Origin of the sequence: Granulicella aggregans (genome assembly GCF_025685565.1) — a bacterium.
Lineage (GTDB): Bacteria > Acidobacteriota > Terriglobia > Terriglobales > Acidobacteriaceae > Edaphobacter > Edaphobacter aggregans_B.
In genome coordinates, this window is sequence record NZ_JAGSYE010000002.1 from 795,529 (window position 1) to 814,707 (window position 19,179).

Here is a 19,179-nt window from a genome sequence, read left to right on the forward strand (position 1 = left end):
CAACGGAGCTGAAACTCGCTCGTCAATCAGGCCGAAGGGTTCGTACCATCGCGAGCGCTGTCACGTCCGCCCGCACCAGGTTCCCCCGAAACGGCAACCAGTTCCACCGGCGTTTCCGAAACGGATCAGCAGCCGTCAACACCGCGCTGCATATGCCACTGGCCGACTCAGCCTTCGCACGCTGTAGCACTTCCATGACTTTCTCTGGCCCAAACGGATTTCTACCTCCCATGCTCTCGGTGACCCCCTTCGTCACCACGAGGAGCGTCGCTCCCGGCTCGAATGCCTGAATCGAAGCGTCGTACGGCAGGTGAGTGAACAGTCCCAGCGGCACGGACACATTCGGCAGCGCGCGTGTGCCCTCTGAATCCTGAAAGACGGCCGTTTGGCCGCCGGCGTTGATGTAGGCCAGCACACCCAGCTGCACATCGTAGCAACCAACCATCGTCGGGGCGAAACGTACCCCCTTCGCCACCCCGATCAAGGCCTGGTTGATGGCAAGGATCAACGCCTCAGTGGCTTCCATCAAATTTACGTCTCGGCCGTTTAGCAGTCCCTCAGAACTCGTCCGAAAGACCCTTTGCATCTCTGCCAAGATGGGATCAACTTCGGGCCTTCTGCCCGCAATGTCGGTCAAAAGGAACGCCACCCGCGGCCCGACCTGCACCATGTCGAAGAGGTCGCCACCGGTCGGTTCGGAGGAATACTGACCATGAAGATCGATCCCGGTCACCCGGCCGAGGTCCGCACGAATCGGTAAAGGCGACCCTAACTCTGCCAACCCCATCGCAGCTCTCCCATAACACTTTGCGAGATTGTAGCGTGTGAAGGGTGCTGGCGCGGCCAAAGGCTGAAATCCCCTCTCGCGCAATAAAAAAGGCTGAAGGCACGCGCAGTAAACCGGCGAACCTCCAGCCCTTATCGAAGACATCCAAACTTTAGCTGAAGATGTCTTTCACTTTGCTGAAGACGCTTCGTGAGGCCGGAGTGTTTTCGACCGTCATGGTCTCCTCCAGTTGCTTCAGGAGTTCGCGTTGCGACTTCGACAGCTTTGTTGGCGTGGAGACACGGATCTCCACGATCAGATCGCCCTTGCCATGCTCGTTGAGGTGCGGGACGCCCTGGCCGCGCAGCTTGATCTCCTTGCCGCTCTGGGTGCCTTCGGGAACCTTGATCGTAGCGGGGCCTTCGAGGGTTTGGATCTCGAGTTCGGTCCCGAGAGCCGCCTGCGGGAACGAGATCGGCACCATGCAGTGGAGGTCGTCGCCATCGCGCTCGAAGAACTTGTGCGGCTTGACGTTGAGGACCACGTAGAGGTCGCCGGTGGGACCTCCGAACATGCCGGCTTCGCCCTCGCCCTGGTAGCGGATGCGGGTGTCCTGCTCGACACCGGCGGGAACCTTGACCAGGATGGTGTGCTCCTTCTGAACGCGGGTCTCGCCACGGCAGGACTGGCAGGGGTCGCTGATGATGGAGCCGGTTCCGCTGCACTTGGGGCAGGTGCGGGCGACCGAGAAGAAGCCCTGCTGGAAGCGCATCTGTCCCGCGCCCTTGCACTGCGGGCAGGTAACGGGAGCTTTGCCCTTGGCAGCTCCGGAGCCACGGCAGTCGAGGCAGGTCTCCATCCGCTTGATGGTGATCTCTTTTTCCTTGCCGAACACAGCCTCTTCGAACTCAAGGGTCATGTCGAAGCGGAGATCGCGGCCGCGTTGGACGCGGGAGGCCTTACGCTGGCCGCCCATATTGAACATCTCGCCGAAGAGGTCGCTGAAGACGTCGCCGACATCCTGTCCGCCAAAGGGACTGCCACCCTGGAAGGGATTGCCGCCACCCCCGCCGCCATTGAAGGCCGCGTGACCATAGCGATCGTAGGCCGCGCGCTTGTCCGGGTCACTGAGGACCTGATAGGCCTCGCTACAGGCCTTGAACTGCTCCTCGGCCTCCGGGTTGTCCGGATTGCGATCAGGATGATATTGCATCGCGAGCTTGCGGTACGCCGTCTTCAACTCCTGGTCGGAGGCGTCTCGGGATACGCTCAGCACTTCATAAAAGTCAGTCTTCGTCACGTTTGCCGTCGCACTCATCTCTTGGGGACTCTCGTACTTATCTCGTTCTATTCCAGGTTATCTGAAGCTAGGCCGTAACCTGCGCGGAGTTCGACGCAATGCGAACCAGCGCCGGGCGCAGAAGCTTCTCGCGGATCTTGTAGCCGCGCCGGATCTCCTCCAACACCTGGTGGTCGGGGAATTCACTGGTTTCGATGCTTCCGAGGGCCTCGTGGACTCGCGGGTCGAACTGCGCTCCGACGGTCTCGACGGGCAGGACCTGCAGCCCCTTCAAAGCATCTTCCATTTGCTTGAGGATGAGCTCAACGCCACCGCGAAGCTGCTCTGCCGATCCCTCGGCCTTCAGCGCCAACTGGAAGTTGTCCATCACGCCAAGGAAGGGCTCGACCGTGCTGCCGATGGTGTACTCGCGGGCATCGGCGCGTTCCTTCTGCTCGCGCTTGCGGGCGTTGTCGAACTCAGCCTGCAGACGGGCGAGGCGGTCGAGCAGCTGCTCCTTATCGCCGCGAAGCTGTTCGATCTCGACCTGGGCGGCGTTGGCGGTGGCGGTCTCCGAGCCGCTCTCTTCACCGGCCTGTTGCACCGTCCGCTTGCCTGCCTGGGTGTCGTTCATCTGCTGGTCGCTTGCTTCTTCAAAGACTTCATTCTGTGTGGTCATCTCTTCCCCAATTTCCTTGTTCTTATCAATTCCGGCCCATCTTGCGACCCGATCCCAACTTTTTTCCCGTTTCTCGGCCACAAATATCTCCTATCCCGAAGGATGCAGCATACGGTCGAAGACCTGAGAGATGTAGCTCACCGCATTCATAGTGTTCTCATAGTGCATCCGTTTCGGGCCAATTACCCCAACGGTACCGCGACTTTCGCCGCCCATTCTCGCCGGGGCGGCAATCAGCACCAGCCCGGCCATCTCCGGCGCGTGCTCTTCGAGGTCGAAGACCACGCGGACCGACTCCTGCCTCGCATCGATGTAGGCATTCAATAGATCGACCAGGCGCTGCTTCTCTTCAAGCGCCGCGAGGACTTCGCGCAGCCGGGAGGCGTCCTGCTGGCCTGAGATGAGATTGGCTACGCCCTCGACATAGACGGTCTGATGCGCCTGCGCGCTGGCTGGAACGGTGTGCGACCAAAGCTGCTGCACCTGCGTAATCAGTTTCTGATATTCGCTGCGCTCGTGTTCGACCATGCGGGCGATCTCTTCGCGGACGCGCTCGACGCTCCAGCCACGGAAGTGCTCGTTGAGGAAGTTGGCAGCGATTTCGAGCTCGCGCAGGGAGAGGTCGCGATCGAGGGCAAGGACGCGGTCGCGGACCATGCCGGACTTGGTGACGACGACGGCGAGGACGCGGGCTTCTGCGAGGCGCGAGAAGTGGACGTGCTCGAGCATATCGCCGTCAGAGGCGGCGGCGATGGCGACGCCGACTCCACTAGAAAGCGTGGCGAGAACATGCGAGGTGCGCTGAAGGACGGCCTGGGTCCCGGCGAGACCGACGAAGTTCGAATCGATCTGCGAGCGCGAACTGGCTGAGAGGCGGGCCGGCGCTACGCCGCTAAGTTGTTCTACGTAAAGGCGAAACGCGCGGGCGGTGGGTATTCGGCCGGCGGAGGTGTGCGGCTGTTCGAGCAAGCCGGAGTCAGCTAGCTCCGCCATCTCGTTGCGGATGGTGGCGGCCGACATGCCGATGGCCTGGCCGGAGCGGTCGATGACCTGCAGACGAGCTACGGTGGCCGAGCCGACGGGCTCGCCGGTGGCGATGTAGCTTTCGACGATGGCCGTAAGAATCGCCCGCTGACGCGGGGTGCAGTTCAAGCTATGGTTTGCCTCTGCCATCTCTCCTGGCCACCTTTCCTAAAATTTGCGGATCGCACGGCGTCCCACTCACATTTAAGAATACGCCAAGTGTCAAGAGGCGGGGTGAAGCAAAGGTTTAGGGGATAGGGTTCAGGGTGTAGGAGGCCGCTTGCTACACCCCATCCCCTTACACCCTGGTCTTTAGGTTATTTCGAGGACGTCATCCGTTCGGCTGGCGATCTCTACCGCCGCGCTCGCCACTTTCCGGGCAATCGCATAGAAATCCTTTGCAATCTCCGAATCAGGACCAGCTACAGCCACCGGCATTCCCGAATCTCCACCTTTGCGGATGGAGGGATCAAGCTCCAGCGAGCCGAGGAATTCTAGGCCGAACTGGGCCGCTGTGCGCTCGGCTCCGCCGGAGGAGAAGATGTCGATGACCTGCTGGCAGTGCGGGCAGGTGAAGTGGCTCATGTTTTCGACGATGCCAATGACTTCAACCTTGACCTGGTGGAACATCTCGAGGGCCTTGCGGGCGTCCTGGAGGCTGACGTCGCTGGGTGTCGAGACAACGACTGCACCGGTCAACGGGACGGTCTGGACGAGGGAGATGACGACATCGCCGGTGCCGGGGGGTAGGTCGACGATGAGGAAGTCGAGGGTGCCCCACTGCACCTGCTGCAGGAACTGGCGGATGATCTGGTGAAGCATGGGGCCGCGCATGACCATCGGCTTGTCGCCGGGGGAGATGAGGCCGACGGAGATGAACTTGACGCCGTGCGAGACGATGGGCTCGATCATGTTCTCGCCAACGATGTTGGGCTGGCGGGTGACGCCGAGCATCATGGGGACGTTGGGGCCGTAGATGTCGGCGTCGATGAGGCCGACCTTGTAGCCGAGCTTGCTTAGGGCTACGGCTAGGTTGACTGCTACCGTGGTCTTGCCGACTCCACCCTTACCGCTGCCGACGGCAATGACATGCGCTACGCCGGGAAGAGGTTGCGGTGCCTGCTGCGGTGCTCCCATGTGTCCCATAAAACTCCTTCAAGGCCTGATTCTAGTTTGCGCCCTCGTGTGGCGTGCAGAAAGCTGCCCTATCGGGGTAGCCCGGCTTTCCAGAAATCATCGCGAAAGTTCACGATGGATCTGGCTGCACTGTTAATCTCGTCGTCCGTGTACTCTTTGATCGTCGCCTCATAGTCGCCGTAGCGCGTGAACCGGACGCCAAGCGACATAAAACGCTGCTGCAACTCCGTCGATAACGCGCCGAATGCCGGCTGCTCTCGGATGTTGCACATGAGAGAGGACGATGAGACAAGCCGCTCGCGAATGGGGAGATCACTCGCGACCAAGACCATGAATGCCGCTTCTACCGCCTCTCCCATATCGAGGTAACTCCGTTGCTCGATACTCAGCATCGCGATCTCCTGATAAGCATTTTCTAACTCCTATACCTGCCAGCCTGGTGCTGTCTTCTCTCTCATCTCTTTCTTCCTGGCCACCTCACCTGAGCGCATCTCGCGGCGTCGACCGGCATCTTCGTAGCGGCGCTTCTGGTGTTCGGTCTCGGGGATGATCTGCGGGACTTCGAGCTTGTTGCCTGCCTGGTCGACGGCTACGAACGTCAAGTAGGCGGAGGAGACGTGGCGGAGCTTCTGCTGGCGAACGTCTTCGACCATGACGCGGACTCCCACCTCCATCGAGGTCCGGTAGGCGCGGTTGACACTTGCCTTGAGGATGAGCAGTTCGCCGATCTTGACGGGAGCGACGAAGTCGAGGTGGTCCATGCTGGCGGTGATGCAGATGGCGCGGGCGTGGCGCGAGGCGGCCATGGCGGCGACGAGGTCGATGTACTGCATGAGGCGACCGCCAAAGAGGTTGCCGATTCCGTTCGAGTCGTTCGGGAAGACGATCTCACTGCGCTCGGATTGGGACTCGGCGACGGTGCGGGCTGTCTGGGTTGGCTCAGGCATTCCTCTCCATCATACTTCGCCGCCTTCGCAACCTTTCCGCAGTAGGCACGCTAGAATTCAACTTGACTATGGATAGACTCGCCGCCTTCGCTGAAATTCTTGCCGCCGACCCCGCCAATTCCTTTGCCCGCTACGGCCTGGCGATGGAGCATCTGAGCCAGTCGGAGCCTGATGCGGCACTGGCGGAGTTTGCCCGGACGATTGAGCACAACCCGGACTACGTGCCGGCGTACCAGATGTCGGCGCAGACGCTGGTGAAGATGAACCGGTCGGAAGAGGCGGTGACGCTGCTGCAGCAGGGGCTTGCTGCCGCGGCACGGACGGGGAATGCTCATGCCGCGAGCGAGATGCAGGGGCTGCTGGACGAACTCGCCTGATTTCTCCACCTCACGCACACAGGCGAGCTGGGTGCATCTCTCCGCCGTTGTCGACATCTATACTTAGACATGGCGACTTCCCTACCCTCGACCTTAGGCGCTCTTCGCGCCAGTGAATACACCCCGGCCCGTCTTGCACGCTCTGTAAAGGATGAGCTTCGCGACAACCTGATCGCCCGGCTTCGAGCGCGTGCGGGCGCTGAGAGTGCGGTGCCCCTGTTTCCCGGCATCGTTGGGTACGAAGATACGGTGGTACCGCAGATTGTGAACGCGGTGCTGTCGAAGCACAACTTCATCCTGCTGGGGCTGCGCGGGCAGGCTAAGTCGCGCATTTTGCGCTCGCTGACGACGCTGCTCGATGCGCAGAGCCCGTATGTTGCGGGGTCGGAGCTGCGCGACAATCCGTATGCTCCGCTATCGAAGTTCTCGAAAGACCTGATTGCGAAGATGGGCGATGAGACGCCGATCGCGTGGATGACGCCGAACGATCGCTACGTGGAGAAGCTGGCGACGCCGGACGTGACAGTGGCCGATCTTGTCGGCGACATCGATCCGATCAAGGCGGCGCGGTCGAATCAGGACCTTGGCTCCGAGCTGACGATGCACTATGGGCTGCTGCCGCGGGCGAACCGCGGCATCTTCTGCATCAACGAGGTGCCAGACCTTGCGGGCAAGATCCAGGTGGCGCTCTTCAACATCATGCAGGAAGGCGACGTGCAGATTAAGGGCTACCCTGTGCGGCTGGCGCTGGATGTCGCGATCGTCTTCTCGGCCAACCCGGAGGACTACACGGCGCGCGGCAAGATTGTGACTCCGCTGAAAGACCGCATTGGGTCGGAGATTCGCACGCACTATCCGGATAGCATCAACGAAGGCATCGCGATCACGCAGCAGGAGGCGTGGACGAAGCGTGGCGGCGAGTTGAAGGTCGAGATTCCGACGTACATCCGGCAGGTGGTGGAGCAGATTGCCTTCTCCGCGCGTGAAGACAAGAAGGTCGATAAGCGGTCAGGCGTGTCGCAGCGGCTGCCGATCTCGACGATGGAGCTGGTGGTTTCGAATGCGGAACGGCGGGCCCTGATTCATGGTGAGAGCGTTGCCGTGCCTCGGATCGGCGATATCTACGCGGCGCTGCCGGGCATCTCGGGCAAGATCGAGCTGGAGTATGAGGGCGAGATGCGCGGGGCGGATGTCGTCATTCGCGAGATCATTCGCGGTGCTGTCGCTACTATCTTCGATGAGTACTTCACCGGGACGAACACACAGCAGATTGAGCAGTGGTTCAACCTGGGAGGGACGGTCGCGTTGACGGACGAGTTCTCTTCCGTCACCTCGCAGGACGAGTTGAAGCAGATTCAGGGGCTCTTCGAGAAGTTGTCGCCACTGCAGATCAATTCGAAGTCGAAGCCGGAGATTGCGGTGAGTGCGGCGGAGTTTCTGCTGGAAGGAATGTATGCGCACAAGCGTATCAGCCGCAGCGAGGAGCGGACGTTCACGGCCGCAGAGAAGAAGCAACGGAACAACGATGCGGCGAACTACGCGGAGAAGATGCGCGAGCGTGAGATCGAGCGGGACGACTATAAGAACCGGACGCGTAGAGGGTTCAACTAGGGGAGCGGCCAATATCCATGTGGGATAGGGAAGATCATCTCGCGCGGGGTATCCATGCCGTCTGCGCAATTCCGCTTCTTGCGTATATCGCTTTCGTTATCTACTCCCTTGTGAATGGCTATCCCTTCATGAGGTTTGGGCGAACGATGCTTTGGGAGTCATCAACCGGGACTGGTGCAGTGTACCTTGCTTATCGACTTCTTTGGTACGCAGCAACCGGTAGGAATTGCATCAACCGAGATGACCTTTAGGTTTCCAGGGACTGTATTGGCATAGGGGACGGGCTGCTATGAAACGCACACGATACACCAAGTTCACCGGCGATCTATCTTCCTCCTTCGGTCTTGAAGACCTTATGCAGGCGCTCTCCGAATTCCTTCTGGACTCGGGATTTCAGGACCCGTTCTCGCCTTATCAGGACTTCGACGGCGAGCAGACCATGGAGAACCTACGCGAGGCCATTCGGCAGGCACTTGAGTCTGGCGAGCTGTTCGATGAGGATTCGCAGGAGAAGTTCGATCAGCTTGACGCTAGCCAAGTCGAAGAGCTGATCGACCAGATCATCCAGAAGATGCAGGAGCAGAACTTCATCAACGCCGAGCAGCCTCAGCAAGGGCAGGGCGAGAACGGTGAAGGCGAGGCCAATGCGAAGTTCGAGGTGACCGATAAGGGCATGGACTTCCTCGGCTACAAGGCTCTGCGCGAGTTGCTGGGGCCGCTGGGACGGTCGAACCTGGGGCGACATGACACGCGGCATGAGGCTTCCGGCGTGGAGACGAATGGGAGCAGCAAGCTGTATGAGTTTGGCGACACGCTGAACCTCGACATCACGGCGACACTATCGAGTGTGTTTGCGCGTGAGGGGCTGGCGACGGCGATTGATGGCGAAGAGCGCAGCCCGCTGATGATTGAGTACTCGGACATTCATGTGCATCAGTCGGACTATCAGTCGTCGTGCGCAACGGTGGTGCTGCTGGATTGTTCGCACTCGATGATTCTGTATGGCGAAGACAGGTTTACTCCGGCGAAGCGGGTTGCGATGGCGCTGTCGCATTTGATTCGCACGCAGTTCCCTGGCGATACGCTGAACCTTGTGCTCTTCCATGACTATGCGGAAGAGGTGCCGATCTCGCAGCTATCGCGGGTGAAAGTGGGGCCGCACTATACGAATACGCGTGATGGACTGCGGCTGGCACAGCGCATCCTCGCGAAGCAGAACAAGGACATGAAGCAGATCGTGATGATCACGGACGGCAAACCTTCGGCGCTGACGCTGCCCGATGGGCGCATCTACAAGAATGCGTTTGGCCTCGATCCGCTGGTGATCGCGGAGACACTTGAAGAAGTGTCTCGGTGCAAGCGATCGAACATCATGATCAACACGTTCATGCTGGCGCAGGACTATGCACTGGTGCAGTTTGTGCAGAAGGTGAGCGCGATGTGCCGAGGCAAGGCTTACTTCACCAGCCCGGAGAAACTGGGAAGTTATCTGTTGATGGACTTCATGTCGCGGCGGATGAAGACCGTTCACTAGGACCTTGTGAAAGAGCTCGAATAGAACGAAAACCGTGCCTCAGCGGCTAAAGCCGCATAGTAGATGAGGCACTTACGGCACGGCTGAAGCCGTGCCCTTAAGCAGGACCGCAGATTTCGACAAGTTCCGAAAATGAAGAGGCCCGGCGAGATTCGCCGGGCCTCTTCGTTTGGGACAGGGGACTACCACTTATCGTCATGGTCCTTGCAGGCCTTGCCATCGGTGACTGAAGTCAGCTTCTGGTTTGCAGCAGTCAGCGAACGGCTGTAGCAAGCGCCATCGCTGTCCTTGCTGGTGTAGCTGGCCGATGAGTTGCCGACACCCGCCGCAGTCAAGCTGAATGACGAGCTGAACTGCAGAACGTCCGTCGAGTTCACTTCTTCGTCCGACTTCTTCTTGAAGAACTCGAAGCCGTTGATCGCCTTCGATTCGCGGACAATGTCCTTCTGGCTAGAGGTGACCGTCTGGGTATAGCTTCCGTCGGGGTTATAGACGAAGACATAGTTCAGATTCAGCGGATAGGAGAAGTGCTTGGTGGTCTGCTCCGTGAGGTAACCGCTGCGGGTTGTGGTCACAGAGTCGACCGTGGTGGTCTGTACAACATCCTGATCGTCTGGGCCGATGTTCGGGTTTACATCGACGGTCTGGGTGTTGAGGAAGTCGACCGCCTGCTCGACCGTGGTTTCAACTCGTCCGTGCGAGGTGTCGACGTAGCCCTTGATCTCGAACTTGCGCTTTGATCCAACCGCAACGGTTCCGGTGGTGGTGCCGTTGGCGTCGGTGACGAGGTTCTCGGTGACGACGGGCGTGGGGTTCAGCGTGAGCGTGTTGCTGATGAGGCCGCCGGAGGTGTGCTTGCGGCCCTTGTCCGTGTAGGCGAGCACGTTGCCGGTGACGAGAAAGTAGCTGTCCGCGTTGTAGACGCCGATGCCAACCGTGTGGGGCTCGCCGTCGGCGAGGATGCCCGCGAAGGGTGTCAGGTCGACGCGATAGGGCTTGAAGTTGAGGGTCTGGACGCCGGTGATGGGCTCCCACAGGTAGGGATCGATGCCGCCGGTGTAGATCCACGGATAGACCGGAGCGACGCCGGCGGGATTGCCGTCGATGGTGATCTCGGTCTCGCGGAAGGCGGTGCTGCCGCAGCTTTCGAGGTTGCCGGTCTGGTCGTTGGGGACGCAGAGGTACCAGAACTCGTCGTTGGACTGGCTCTGGGAGATGACGTCCAGGAAGACCTTTTCAGTGTTGGCGGGCAGGTTGAGGACCTGAGTGATCTGCTGGCCGGAGTTGACGGTGCCGGCATCACCGCCGGTGCCGTTCACGGGCACGACGACATCAGGAACGACGGGCGCGGGCGACTTCCAGGAGGCGGGGTAGAACTCGAGCGCGGCGTTCGCATAGATGATGCCGGTGTAGGTGGAGTCGACCTCGTTGCCGATGTTGGCCTCGCCGGTCTGGGCCGCCTTGAGGATGGCGGAGAGATCGGTGACGTCGCGCTCGACGTGCCAGGAGGGGCTGAGCGCGCTGCGGGGCTCGGCGGTGGTGCCGTAGTAGATGCTGGCGTGTCCGAGGTAGAAGGCGGCGGTGCGGTCGAACTGGCGGCCGGCGGTGACGGTGAAGTCGGCGGTAAAGACGACCTTCGCCCAGGGACCGGCGCACTTGGCCGGGGGAGCGTAGCTCATGACGACCGGGGTGAAGCCTTCGAACTGCTGTTCCTTGAGCAGAGGGACGACGCAGGGCTTGGTCTCGGGGCGGCTGACGAGGGGCTCCGCGCTGACCGGGTTCGACGATCCAACCTGAGGGGTAGATGGCGGAATGACCACCTGCGCGCCAAGCGACGCGGCAAAGAGGAGCGGAAGAAGGGTTGTTCCAGCGATAAGACGGGGACGGCGCAAGGAGGGATTGGGAGTTTTCGGGAAACGCACAGGAGATCCTTTCAGGCCTAGCAGGATGCTGCTCAAACTAACACAAAAGTTGCAGATTTGTGGAGAGCAAACGTTCAAGCTTCGATGAGGCGGCAAAGATCGTGCAGCGCTCTCCTTGACAGACTAGGAGAGCGTTGATACTTTCTCTCCTAGACGATCAAGGAGAGACGCGTGGGCAAACAGGTTGATCTGCTGCAAGGAACTTTGGATCTGCTGATCCTGAAGGCGGTGTCGCTCGGGCCGCTGCACGGATACGGCGTGTTGCTGCGGATTCAGCAGATATCTGGCCAGCAACTGGAGATTCAACAGGGATCGCTGTATCCCGCGCTCTACCGGCTGGAGCACCAGGGGTGGATCGCGAGTGCGTGGGGCGAGTCGGAGAACAATCGCAAGGCAAAGTTCTACTCGCTTACCGCGACAGGCGAAAAGCAGTTGCGTACCGAAGAAGACCGCTGGAATCGTATGGCAGCGGTGATGGCAACGATCCTAAAGACCACGAGCGAGGAGATATAGCCATGAGCCTGTCTGCGCGGTTGCGTTCGTTTGCAAGATCGTTGGTTCACCGCTCCACTCTTGAGAGCGAGATGCAGTTCGAAGTCCGGTTCCACGTGGAGAGTCGCGCCGCTGATCTTGAGGCCACAGGTCTCACGCCTTCGCAGGCGCTGCGACAGGCGAAGATGGAGTTCGGGCCGGTCGCGACACATACGGACGGAATGCGGCGGGCGCTCGGTTTGAGGTGGGTTGATGAACTGCGTGGAGACATCGTCTATGCGGCTCGCATGTTGCGCCGAAGTCCAGGCTTCGTCCTCGTCGCAGTCGGCTCACTTGCCCTCGGCATAGGAGCCAACACCGTCATCTTCTCCCTGACCAAGAGCGTCCTCCTCGACCGCCTCGCCGTTGCCAGACCGCAGGAGCTCCGCCTCTTCTCCTACATCACAAGCAGATCGGGCAACAGCCCCATCCATAGTCGCTGGGGCAGCAACGATGCCACCGACGATGGCGGCATCATCTCGCCCAACTTCAGCTACCCCATCTATCAACTTCTTCGCGATCAGAACCACGCCAATCCTGTCGTCGAGGAACTCTTCGCATTCAAAGATCTCGGCGAATATAGCCGCCTGACGGCAACCGTGGACGGGCACTCAGATGTCGTCACAGGCCAACTCGTCTCCGGAAATCTGTACGAACAACTCGACGTCCACGCCCAGCTTGGCCGGACCATCCAACCGTCCGACGACGCTACTCCGGGCGCTGGCGCGGTCGCAATGATCAGCGATGCCCTGTGGAGTCGCATGTTCGGCCGTTCGGCCAATGTAATCGGCAAAGTCATCGAGCTGAACCTCATCCCGGTCACTGTCATCGGCGTCAATCCGCCAAGCTTCACTGGAGCAGCCAGCGTTCAGCACTCGCCGGACGTTTTCTTTCCGCTCTCAATGCAGCCCATCCTAATCCCCTGGGATCGTGGCTCACTTCTCGCCAACAAAGGACTCTGGTGGGTCGACATTATGGCTCGCACCAAACCTGGTGTCTCGGATGCGCAAGCGAAAGCGGCTCTCAACGTCTGGTTGCAGCAAGACATTCGCGCGACCATGAAGGTTGCTAAGGACGACGTTATGCCGACCCTCGCGTTCCCGGATGGTAGCCAGGGAGAAGCCGATGTAAGAAGCACCTACGCCAAACCTGTCTACGTTCTGACCGCCCTCAGCGGCCTCGTCCTTTTGCTCGCTTGTATCAATCTTGCAAATCTTCTGCTCGCGCGCTCCGCATCGCGTCAGCGAGAACTAGCCGTCCGCATGGCTATGGGAGCCACGCGTCTCCGCATCATGCGGCAGGTCCTTACAGAGAGCCTGCTGCTCTCATCCCTTGGTGGCGTTGCCGGCTTCGCCATCGGCTATGCAGGCCGCGACATCATCCCGCACCTTCTTTCGGCCTCATGGCAACCGAACCATTTCAGTTCGCGCTTCGACGCCCGCATCTTCGCTTTTTCCGCAGCGATCTCCATACTCACCGCCGTTCTCTTCGGCTTTGCCCCCGCATGGCAGGCCACACGCATAGAGGTCAACACCAGCCTTAAGAAGTCTTCCAACTCTGCCACACGCCGCCGTGAAGGCTTCGCCGGTCGAGGCCTCGTGGCCTTCCAGATCTCGCTTTCCATGCTACTTGTCGTTGGTGCCGGCCTCTTCACCCGCACCCTGTCAAACCTCAGCCACACCCCACTTGGCTTCGACCCAAGCAACATCCTTCTCTTCTCCATCCAGGCACCCCAATCCCGCTATCCCGCGCCCAAGGACATCGCACTCCACGCAGAGATCGAATCGCGCATTGCCGCAATCCCCGGTGTCCGCTCCGTCACTCTCACCGAGGAACCCCTCGTCGCTGGCGCCATCTCCGACACCAGCTTCAATCCCGTCGGTCAAAAGCCCAGCGGACAAAAGAGCGTGAGCGTAGACGTAAACCAAGTGGGGCGCGATTTCTTCAATACCTATCGCATTCCTATTCGCCTCGGTCGCTCCTTCCTCTCCAGCGATACTGCAACCTCTTTCCCGGTTGCTATCGTCAACGAGGCGCTCGTGAAACGCATCTACGAATCAGAAGATCCTGTCGGCAAGACGTTCAAGAGTGACGACCGGACGTACCAGATCATCGGCGTCTCAACCGATGCAAAGTACGACTCTCTTCGCAACGAAGTTCAACCCACCTTCTACAGGCTCTACAACCAATCCAAAGACGACTCCGTTCTGAACTACGCAGTCAAGACCAGCGCTCCCATTGCCGACATACTGCCTCGCCTGCGTGAGACCCTCCGCGGCATCGATAAAGATCTGCCGCTTCGGGATATTCGCACGCAGCAGGAGCAGATTGACGCCACCTTCATGCAGGAGCGTCTCTTCGCGACCCTCACGGGTTCATTCGGTGTGCTTGCCCTCACATTGGCTTGTATCGGCATCTACGGCATCATGGCCTACAGCGTGGCGCGGCGGACGAACGAGATTGGCGTGCGGATGGCGCTCGGAGCGCGCGCTGGAATGGTGCTGCGCATGATTCTGCGCGAGAGCGTCTGGATGGCGGCGGTAGGGATCGCGCTGGGTGTGGCGGGGGCGTTTGGGCTGACGCGGTTTGTGACTACGATGCTGTATGGCTTGAAGGCGATGGACTCAGAGACGATGATCGGCGCGGGGGTTGTCTTGTTTGTCGTGGCGATTGCGGCTGGATATGGGCCTGCGCGGAGAGCTTCGCGGATCGATCCGATCGTGGCATTGCGGCACGAGTGATAGCCGAGGATGGTTGCTGAAGCGGCTTCAACACCGAGGCAAAAGGTTCCGAGAGCATGGGAAGGATCAGCGTCCTCGGGGTCTTTCGACTCAGGCTGGCGCAAGTTCGCGCCAAGCTGCGCTCAGGATGACGGAGTTTAGGAGAGGGTTGATTGCCGCGTGATGCTAGGGCTAGCCGACCAGGTGGCCCATCTTTTCGCGCTTGACCTGGAGGTACTTCTCGAAGGTGGGTTCGCTGGGGACGTCAGCGGTGATGCGTTCAACGACCTCTATCCCCGCTTCGACCAGGGCTTCGACCTTTTCGGGATTGTTGGTCATCAGGCGAACGGCTTTTACGCCTAGGAGTTTGAGCATCTCGGCAGGAAGTTCGAAGTGGCGGCAGTCGGCCTTGAAGCCGAGCTCGAGGTTGGCCTCGATGGTGTCGCGGCCGTGGTCCTGGAGCTCGTAGGCGCGAAGTTTGGCCATGAGGCCGATTCCCCGCCCTTCCTGCTGTTCGTAGAGGAGGATGCCTGCGCCTTTGTCGGCGATAGTGGCGAGGGCAAGCTCTAGCTGCTGGCGGCAGTCGCAGCGCAGGGAGTGGAAGACGTCTCCGGTGAGGCACTGGGAGTGGATGCGGACGATCGGTGGCTCGGAGAAGACATCGCCCATGACGAGAGCGACGGCGGATTCAACACGCTTCAGCGGCGCGGCGATCTCGGAGTTGCAGCTCTCGGGGTGATCGATGATGCCTTCGAAACCGTAGATCCGGAAGTGTCCCCAGCGGGTAGGAAAGTCGGCGTTGGCAACCTGGCGGACGGACTCAAACGGCATTCTGCGATTATACGTTTCTGTAGGCACACCCTTTGGATGGCCGGCACTGCCGGTTCGATGCAGCAACCGTTTCGGCACGGCAGGCGGGTTGGTTAGAGCGGCTTCACGTAGACAAACGCGTCGGTCGCAGCTTCACGATAGAAGTTCTTTTCGGTGCCGATCTGCTCATATCCCTGGCGCTGGTAGAAGGCGATGGCGGCGGCGTTGTCCACGGCTACGTGGAGGCCGATGCTGTGAAGGCCGGACGCTGCGGCCTGCTCTTCTGCTTGCTGCAGGAGCCTGGTTCCGATGCCCTGGTGGCGGAACGATGGGGCAACGTCGATGGTGACGATGTAGGCGTAGCGGTTGCGGCCCTGGCCCTGCATGTGGGCGATGACGAAGCCGAGCAAAGCATCGTCTTCATCAATCACAACGACGATGGCGTTAGTGGCCTCAGCGACCTCTTGCATCATCTCGCGATAAAACTGATAAGGCGCAGTGAAGCAGGCGATGTCGAGGAGATACATGGCCTCGACATCGCCTTTACGGTATCCACGAATCCGAATGGCGGGCCTGGACTAGACCGCGATCGTGAAGGAGTCTTCGCTGCGGGTGACGGCGCGGTAGAGGGTATCGCGCTCGAACGGGACACGACCGGCTTCGATGATGAGCCGCATGAGATCGGAGCGGCGCATGCCTTGCGGCGTGGTGGCACCGGCGTCATGGTAGATTCTTTCTTCGATGACGGTACCGTCGACGTCGTCTGCGCCAAAACGCAGGGCGAGTTGCGCGATCTGCGGAGTCATCATCTGCCAGTAAGCCTTGATGTGGCTGAAGTTGTCGAGCATTAGACGACCGACGGCGATCTGGCGGATGTCGAGCATGCCGGTGGTGCGGGGGATGTGGCCGAGGACGGTGTTGTCCGGGTGGAAGGCGAGTGGAATGAAGGTCTGGAAGCCGCCGGTGTCGTCCTGTACTTCGCGAAGGCGGATCATGTGGTCGACGCGGTCCTCGTCGTTTTCGACGTGGCCGTAGAGCATGGTCGCGTTCGAGCGGAGGCCCATCTTGTGAGCGGTGCGGGCAGTCTCGAGCCACTCACCGCCATCGATCTTGTGGTCACAGATGATGTGGCGGACGCGGTCGGCGAAGATCTCCGCGCCGCCGCCGGGCATGGAGTCGACGCCGGCGTCCTTCATCTGCTGGATAGCTTCGGGGATGGTCATCTTGCCGCGCTTGGCGAGGAAGGCGATCTCGACCATGGTGAAGGCCTTCACGTGGACCTGCGGGAAGCGGACCTTGAGGCCGCGGACGAGGTCCATGAAGTATTCGAAAGGGAGATCGGGATGCAGGCCGCCGACGATGTGGAACTCGGTGACAGCTTCAGTGAGGCCGGTGCCGGCTGTCTCCCAGGCCTCTTCGAGGGCCATGGTGTAGGTTCCGGCGTCACCCTTCTTCTTGCCAAAGGCGCAGAGGCGGCAGGAGGCGACGCAGACATTGGTCGGGTTGATGTGGCGATTGACGTTAAAGTAAGCGAGATCGCCGTGGAGCTTCTCGCGGACGGAGTTCGCCAGCCAACCCACGGCGAGGATGTCGCCGCTGCGATAGAGAGCGACGCCATCGTCGAAGTTCAGCCGTTCGCCTGCCTGTACCTTCTCCGCAATGGGCCAGAGGGCCTTGTCGGCGGTCTGAAAGGAGTGCCTCGCCTGCGATCTCGTTCCTGCGTAAGCCATACTTCTATTCTAGCGCCGCTGGCTTACTTCGACTGCACCATGACGGGCTGAAGTACCATGCCATCGAACATCGTTGCGCCGATGAGGTTCTCGCCGACGGGGCGGAGGAAGCGCATATTCCATCCTGTCTCCCAGTGTTTGACGGTTTTCTCGGGGAGGTGGATAGAGTATGCGATGGTCGAGGCTCCGTTACCGGTCAGGACGATTCGCGAGCCGCGGCTGTCGAAGAAGAGACTGTTCACATCGCTGGTGTGGATGCGATCGAAGGGGGCGAAGCTCGCTCCGTTGTCAGTGGAGAGGAAGAGACCTTCGCGACCGCCGACCCAGATCTCGCCCGTATCGTCGACGGCGATTGAGCCGATCTGGCTCAGGCCAGCGGGAGGCGCGATCGACTTCCAAGTGCGACCGGAGTCGATGGAGATGGCCATGGACTTGAGGCTCGAGAGGACGGCGATGGATTGGGCACTGGCAAGGTAGCGCCACGGTTCAGGCTGAACTCCTGCCATGCGCTGCCAGCCCTTGACGGGATCTGTCGTGGCGTAAATGCCATCGGGCGTGATGGCGCAAAGCTCATCTCCGATTCGCATCAGTGCCAGCACCGCGCCTTCGATGCGCTGACCAGTCGGACGAGGAGCAGTGGCCGGCCGCGCGGGAGCAGCCCGCTTTCCCGGCTTGCGAGGTGCCCCAGGTTCCTTTGCCGGCGCAGGGAGGGCTGCGCCGGTGACGATGCTGCCGACAGGCTGCCAGGCGAATTGCTTCGGGTCATAGGCGTAGAGGCCGCGCTCCGTCCCGGCGATAAAGGTGCCGTTGGCGGCTTCACCAAGGCTGAGGACGTCGTGGCCGTCAAGGCCTTCGGCGCGCTGCTGCCAGGTGAGGCCACCATTGGAGCTGTAGAAGGCTCCGCCCCAGACCTTGTCATTCACGACGCCGATGAAGATTTCGGCGGGGCGATGGATGTCGGAGATCATGGCCGTAACTTGACGCGAGGAGAAGCCTGCATTGGAGGGTGCGAAGCTGAGGCCGCCGTCATTGCTGGCGAGCACGCCCCCGCGGTCGATCGCCATCATGACGCGTTTGGAGTTGGTGGGGTCGACGTAGACATCGTTGACGATGTTGTCGGAGCTAGTCGCCTGCACCCAGTAGCTGCCTGCGTCGTCGGTGCGATAGAGGCCTTCGGTCGTCCCGGCAAAGACAGTAGCGAGGTTCTGCGGATCCTGCATCAGCACGCGGGTGCGGCGGGCGGTCGAGGGAATGCCTTGAATCTTGGCAAACTTTTCGCCGCCGTTCTCGCTCTTGTAGATACCTGAGCAGGCGCTGGCGTAGACGGTCTGTGGCTGTTTGGGGTCGACGATGATCGAGAAGACGTCCGAGTCTTCGATGATTCCCTGCTTGATGTTGTGCCAGTTCGCGCCAGCGTCGGTGGTCTTCCAGGGAAGATGCCAGGTTCCAGCGTAGATGATCTCAGGGTTGGTCGGATCGATGGCGATGGACTCAACCTCGTGAATCTCGGTGCTTCCGCGCGGGCTGATGAGGCTCCAGTGCTGGCCGCCGTCGATGGAGCGGAAGACGCCTTTGAGGGTTCCGGCGACGAAAATTTTGGGATCGGAGGGGGCGATGGCGAGCGCGAGGATGGACTGATGGTCCATGTCCTTATTTGTGACCCAGGTTGCGCCAGCGTCATAGCTAACAAAGAGGCCGCCATCCGTACTGCCGACCACCCATGTTCCCACGATGATGTGCTTTGGGTCGGAGGGGTCGACGGTGATGCTATCGAGAACGAGGTCATCGCGCTTACCGACGCGTGCCAGACGCTGCCAGCTTTGGCCTCCGTTGTGGGTATCGTAGATCCAGCCGTTCGCCGTGCCGAGGTAAAGATGATTGTGATCTCGGGGATCGGCACCGAAGGCGCGGGCGTCGCCGCCATCAGGGCCGAAGGGGAACCAGTTGATGGCGTAGCCCTTGAGGGGAAGAAGAATGAGGCAGAGAAGCAGAGAGAAGCGGAGGCGTTGAAGGATCAATTGGGAACCCATCTTTGAGTTTAGATTCTCGAAGTGCTGGAATCTACGCCGCAGGTGCAGCGTTCGTGCGCTCCGCGAGGATTGGAGCTTTCATG

The 19,179-nt window shown here is 60.4% G+C and carries 17 protein-coding genes; 5 read left to right on the top strand and 12 right to left on the bottom strand.

Annotation, left to right across the window (positions count from 1 at the left end; all coding sequences use genetic code 11):
* Positions 1 to 22 precede the first annotated feature (22 nt).
* The 7 genes from OHL18_RS12995 to OHL18_RS13025 all read right to left on the bottom strand — a co-directional run bounded on the left by OHL18_RS12995 (position 23) and on the right by OHL18_RS13025 (position 5,831).
* Complete coding sequence (locus OHL18_RS12995; protein WP_263375275.1) at positions 23 to 781, bottom strand: PP2C family protein-serine/threonine phosphatase; 759 nt, start codon at positions 779 to 781, stop codon at positions 23 to 25.
* A gap of 157 nt (positions 782 to 938) precedes the next feature.
* On the bottom strand, positions 939 to 2,084 hold the full coding sequence (gene dnaJ, locus OHL18_RS13000; protein ID WP_263375276.1) for a molecular chaperone DnaJ: 1,146 nt from the start codon (positions 2,082 to 2,084) through the stop codon (positions 939 to 941).
* A gap of 49 nt (positions 2,085 to 2,133) precedes the next feature.
* The gene (locus tag OHL18_RS13005; protein ID WP_263375277.1) at positions 2,134 to 2,724 is read right to left on the bottom strand and encodes a nucleotide exchange factor GrpE; all 591 of its coding nucleotides are present in this window, start codon (positions 2,722 to 2,724) and stop codon (positions 2,134 to 2,136) included.
* Positions 2,725 to 2,814: 90 nt separating this feature from the next.
* Positions 2,815 to 3,897, bottom strand: a complete 1,083-nt coding sequence (gene hrcA, locus OHL18_RS13010; RefSeq protein WP_263375278.1) for a heat-inducible transcriptional repressor HrcA — start codon at positions 3,895 to 3,897, stop codon at positions 2,815 to 2,817.
* A gap of 162 nt (positions 3,898 to 4,059) precedes the next feature.
* Positions 4,060 to 4,893 carry an Mrp/NBP35 family ATP-binding protein gene (locus OHL18_RS13015; RefSeq protein ID WP_263375279.1) on the bottom strand — a complete coding sequence of 278 codons (834 nt, stop codon included), beginning with the start codon at positions 4,891 to 4,893 and terminating at the stop codon, positions 4,060 to 4,062.
* A 59-nt stretch (positions 4,894 to 4,952) separates the two neighbouring features.
* A complete protein-coding gene (locus OHL18_RS13020) occupies positions 4,953 to 5,276 on the bottom strand; it encodes a hypothetical protein (protein ID WP_263375280.1) in 324 nt (107 codons plus the stop codon).
* Positions 5,277 to 5,306: 30 nt separating this feature from the next.
* Positions 5,307 to 5,831, bottom strand: a complete 525-nt coding sequence (locus OHL18_RS13025) for an acyl-CoA thioesterase (RefSeq protein WP_263375281.1) — start codon at positions 5,829 to 5,831, stop codon at positions 5,307 to 5,309.
* A gap of 68 nt (positions 5,832 to 5,899) precedes the next feature.
* On the opposite strand from OHL18_RS13025, the gene OHL18_RS13030 reads away from it, so the two are divergent.
* The 3 genes from OHL18_RS13030 (at position 5,900) to OHL18_RS13040 (ending at position 9,353) form a co-directional block, all read left to right on the top strand.
* The gene (locus tag OHL18_RS13030) at positions 5,900 to 6,208 is read left to right on the top strand and encodes a tetratricopeptide repeat protein (protein WP_263375282.1); all 309 of its coding nucleotides are present in this window, start codon (positions 5,900 to 5,902) and stop codon (positions 6,206 to 6,208) included.
* Between the two features lie 69 nt (positions 6,209 to 6,277).
* Entirely contained in the window at positions 6,278 to 7,819 is a 1,542-nt protein-coding gene (locus OHL18_RS13035) for a sigma 54-interacting transcriptional regulator (protein WP_263375283.1), read from the top strand.
* 289 nt (positions 7,820 to 8,108) lie between these two features.
* Positions 8,109 to 9,353 (top strand): vWA domain-containing protein, encoded by a 1,245-nt coding sequence (locus OHL18_RS13040; protein WP_263375284.1) that lies wholly within the window; start codon positions 8,109 to 8,111, stop codon positions 9,351 to 9,353.
* 182 nt (positions 9,354 to 9,535) lie between these two features.
* Here the strand turns inward: OHL18_RS13040 and OHL18_RS13045 are convergent, their stop codons facing one another.
* Positions 9,536 to 11,275, bottom strand: a complete 1,740-nt coding sequence (locus OHL18_RS13045) for a peptide-N4-asparagine amidase (protein WP_263375285.1) — start codon at positions 11,273 to 11,275, stop codon at positions 9,536 to 9,538.
* A gap of 171 nt (positions 11,276 to 11,446) precedes the next feature.
* On the opposite strand from OHL18_RS13045, the gene OHL18_RS13050 reads away from it, so the two are divergent.
* Both OHL18_RS13050 and OHL18_RS13055 read left to right on the top strand, forming a co-directional pair.
* A complete protein-coding gene (locus tag OHL18_RS13050) occupies positions 11,447 to 11,788 on the top strand; it encodes a PadR family transcriptional regulator (protein WP_263375286.1) in 342 nt (113 codons plus the stop codon).
* A gap of 2 nt (positions 11,789 to 11,790) precedes the next feature.
* On the top strand, positions 11,791 to 14,547 hold the full coding sequence (locus OHL18_RS13055) for an ABC transporter permease (protein WP_263375287.1): 2,757 nt from the start codon (positions 11,791 to 11,793) through the stop codon (positions 14,545 to 14,547).
* A 171-nt stretch (positions 14,548 to 14,718) separates the two neighbouring features.
* Here the strand turns inward: OHL18_RS13055 and ribA are convergent, their stop codons facing one another.
* The 4 genes from ribA to OHL18_RS13075 all read right to left on the bottom strand — a co-directional run bounded on the left by ribA (position 14,719) and on the right by OHL18_RS13075 (position 19,096).
* Positions 14,719 to 15,357 (bottom strand): GTP cyclohydrolase II, encoded by a 639-nt coding sequence (gene ribA, locus OHL18_RS13060; RefSeq protein WP_263375288.1) that lies wholly within the window; start codon positions 15,355 to 15,357, stop codon positions 14,719 to 14,721.
* Positions 15,358 to 15,449: 92 nt separating this feature from the next.
* On the bottom strand, positions 15,450 to 15,902 hold the full coding sequence (locus OHL18_RS13065; RefSeq protein ID WP_317890503.1) for a GNAT family N-acetyltransferase: 453 nt from the start codon (positions 15,900 to 15,902) through the stop codon (positions 15,450 to 15,452).
* 12 nt (positions 15,903 to 15,914) lie between these two features.
* The gene (gene mqnE / locus OHL18_RS13070) at positions 15,915 to 17,066 is read right to left on the bottom strand and encodes an aminofutalosine synthase MqnE (protein WP_263375289.1); all 1,152 of its coding nucleotides are present in this window, start codon (positions 17,064 to 17,066) and stop codon (positions 15,915 to 15,917) included.
* Positions 17,067 to 17,089: 23 nt separating this feature from the next.
* A complete protein-coding gene (locus OHL18_RS13075; RefSeq protein WP_263375290.1) occupies positions 17,090 to 19,096 on the bottom strand; it encodes a WD40/YVTN/BNR-like repeat-containing protein in 2,007 nt (668 codons plus the stop codon).
* Between the last annotated feature and the right edge of the window lie 83 nt (positions 19,097 to 19,179).